This is a genomic window from Magnetospirillum sp. SS-4 (assembly GCF_902729425.1).
In the GTDB taxonomy this organism is placed as follows: domain Bacteria; phylum Pseudomonadota; class Alphaproteobacteria; order Rhodospirillales; family Magnetospirillaceae; genus Phaeospirillum.
The window spans coordinates 1-2,895 of record NZ_CACVCH010000110.1; the positions used below are offsets into that span (position 1 = coordinate 1).

The following is a 2,895-nucleotide window of genomic DNA, read 5'->3' on the forward strand; positions in this document are numbered from 1 at the left end:
CGCCTCCTCGGGATGGCAGACGGCCCGGGGATTCCGATCGAAGGGTGGCGAAGCGGGCATGGCCTACCCCTCCAGCCGGCGAATGCAGATCGCGGTCAGGTCGTCCTCGACCGGCGTCCGGACCCGCTGGTACAGGCCGTCGATCAGATGTTCCACCCGCATTTCGCCGGATCGGGCCAGCATGTCCCCGACCAGGCCGGTCAGGCCGGCCTCGCCGAAGATGTCGCCGTCGGGAGTGGGGGAATCGGTGATGGCGTCGCTGTAGATCAGCAGGCTGGCCCCCGGGGGAAAGGGCTCGCTATGATCGCGGTATTCGGGGGCCTTGCTGAGACCCAGCGGCACGCCGCTGGCGTCGAGAAAGCGGAAACCGTCCCCGTCCAGGATGATCGGCGCCGGCGCCCCGGCCGACGCCCATTCGACCACTCCCCTCTCGCAATCCACCGTGCACAGGAACATGGTGGCGAACTGGCCGCGTCCCAGCAGGCCGCGAAGCGCCAATCCCAGCATTTCCAGCATGAAGCCGGGGCTGAGCTTGGGGTCCCAATGATCACTGATCAGGGCGTGCAGGCGAAAGACGTTGAGGGCGGCGCCGATGCCATGGCCGGTGAAGTCGAAGCTGTAGAAGCTCATGCGGCCGGCGCCGCAATCCAGGCAGCCCCACAGATCGCCGCCGATGCCCGACGACGGTTCGAAAAAGGATTCGACCTCGATCCCCAGTTCGGCAAGGCGCGGGTCGACCCGTTCCGGCCGGGGCAGCAGGTCGAACTGCATGGCGCGGGCGACCGTCACTTCCTCCACCAACCGGCGCTGCTGCTCGGCGATGCTCTCCAGCAGCGCCTGACGTTCCAGTTGGCCGGTCATCCGGGTGATGGCGTAGCGGATGGCGCGCCCGACCGTCCGTTCCGGATCGTCGCTCTTGATCAGGTAGTCCTGCGCCCCGGCCTCCAGGGCATGGGACGCGAAACGCGGATCGTCCATGCCGGTCATGATGACGATGGGAGTCCTGGGCGCCGCCGCCTGCATGCGCGACACGGTGGCGATGCCGGCCGAATCCGGCAGGCTGAGATCAAGCAGGATGACGTCCACCTCGGAACCGTCCCGCATGTGGCTGACCGCCGAGGCCAGCGAGGTGACATGGGTGACCACGAAGGACGGCGCGCTCGACATCCTGAGGGCGAATTCCACCAGCTTGGCGTCGCCCGGCTCGTCCTCCACCAGCAGGACGCGCAGGACGCTCTTGTCCGGTCGCCCCACCGACAATTGCGGCATATGGGCGGTCTGCCGGAGAATCTGGTCCGTCTGCCAGCCGGTGGCGCGCCCCGGCAGCCGGATCAGGCCGCCAACGCCGCTCCCCGCCGGCCGCCTGACCGGTATGTCGTTGGTATCACGCCCCATGAGCCCCGAACCTATTCTTTCGCTGTACCAACCCGACCCTAACGCATAGGTGTGACGGCAATCCAGGCCATCGGTTAACCCCATGTGAACGGGACTGAAACAAGTCCCATCCTTACGGATAGGGACCGGCCGTGGCATCGGTATTGGCGCCATCGGTCAGGTGCAGGTCACGCTCGGTGACCGGGCAGGCCGGCACCCCAACGCCTCGCCCTCCCAGCGGCTCGACCACCGCCTGGACCATGCAGCGCTGGCCGCACACCTCGCCGCAGACGACCGCATGGTTGTGCCACTGCTCGGTCGCCGCCAGGTCCACATGGCCGCGCATGGAAACCGCCTCGGACTCGGAATAGCGGTCCGCCAGGGCCTTCCGATACTCGGCCAGCATGCGCTCGGGAGAAATGTCCGAGCAGCCGCAATTGGCCACCAGCCCCAGGAAACGCCCCATGCGGCTGAAATGCGCCGGCTGGTCGGGCGGCGGCAACGAGCATCCCGCCAGGACCAGCAGGCACAAGACGGCGGCGAGGGCTTTCATGGCGGTTCTCCGGGCTGGCCTTGTCGATGGGCTGGCATGATAACCGGAGATATGGTCATTCGTCATGAATTCCCCAATCCTTCGATCTATCGAATTCATCCGGCCCGGTTGATGTTCGGCGGTGAAATCCTATCCCAAGGTGACTATACTTCCGGATCGGGTGGAACCGGCCGGCGCCAGGATGCGGGGCCGCCGTTCATGTTCAGGCCGGAGTTTCGATGACGTCCGCAGACGATGATCTCGCCGCGCTCCGGCAGGAAATCGCCGATCTGAAGCTGGAGAACGCCGCGCTGAAGGCCAGCGAGGCGCGTTACCGCCAGTTTTCCGAGACCATCGCCGACTGGTTCTGGGAAACCGATTCGGACCACCGCTTTTCCTGGGTCTCCGACGAGTTCGAGATCGTCCTGGGGGTGCCGCGCGACCGGCTGGTCGGCAAGCGGCGCTGGGACGTGGCCAGCGAGCGCATGGAAATCGATTCCGAGCAATGGCAGGCCCATATCGCCTGCCTGAGCGCGCATCAGCCGTTCCGCGACTTCAAGTACTGGCTGGAAAACGCCGAGGGCCACCCGCGCTGGATCAAGGTCAACGGCATCCCCCGCTTCGCCCCCAGCGGCCTGTTCCTCGGCTATCGCGGCACCGGAACCGACATCACCGCAGCGGTGGAGAACGCGCATCGCATGCACATGCTCAACCGCGCCGTCGAGCAAAGCCCGGTATCCATCGTCATCACCGATCTGGCCGGCGTCATCCAGTACGTCAACACCGAGTTCATCGCGGTCACCGGCTACGGCGCCGAAGAGGCCATCGGCAACAATCCCCGCATCCTCAAGTCGGGCCTGACCCCGCCCAAGGTCTACCGGGACATGTGGGCCGCCCTGGCCTCGGGCGAGAAATGGGAAGGCGAGCTGATCAACCGCCGCAAGAACGGCGAGCTGTACTGGGAACTGGCGTCCATCCAGCCCATTCAG

General features: G+C 66.1%; 3 protein-coding genes. 1 reads left to right on the top strand and 2 read right to left on the bottom strand.

All coding sequences use genetic code 11. From position 1 onward, the window contains the following. Positions 1-63 precede the first annotated feature (63 nt). Both MTBSS4_RS17740 and MTBSS4_RS17745 read right to left on the bottom strand, forming a co-directional pair. Complete coding sequence (locus tag MTBSS4_RS17740) at positions 64-1,395, bottom strand: PP2C family protein-serine/threonine phosphatase (RefSeq protein WP_173984713.1); 1,332 nt, start codon at positions 1,393-1,395, stop codon at positions 64-66. Positions 1,396-1,507: 112 nt separating this feature from the next. Further along, on the bottom strand, positions 1,508-1,927 hold the full coding sequence (locus MTBSS4_RS17745) for a hypothetical protein (RefSeq protein ID WP_173984714.1): 420 nt from the start codon (positions 1,925-1,927) through the stop codon (positions 1,508-1,510). 218 nt (positions 1,928-2,145) lie between these two features. Between MTBSS4_RS17745 and MTBSS4_RS17750 the strand changes: the two genes are divergently transcribed. Then, positions 2,146-2,895, top strand: a 750-nt coding sequence (locus MTBSS4_RS17750; RefSeq protein WP_173984715.1) for a PAS domain-containing protein, incomplete at its 3' end; no start/stop codon positions are given.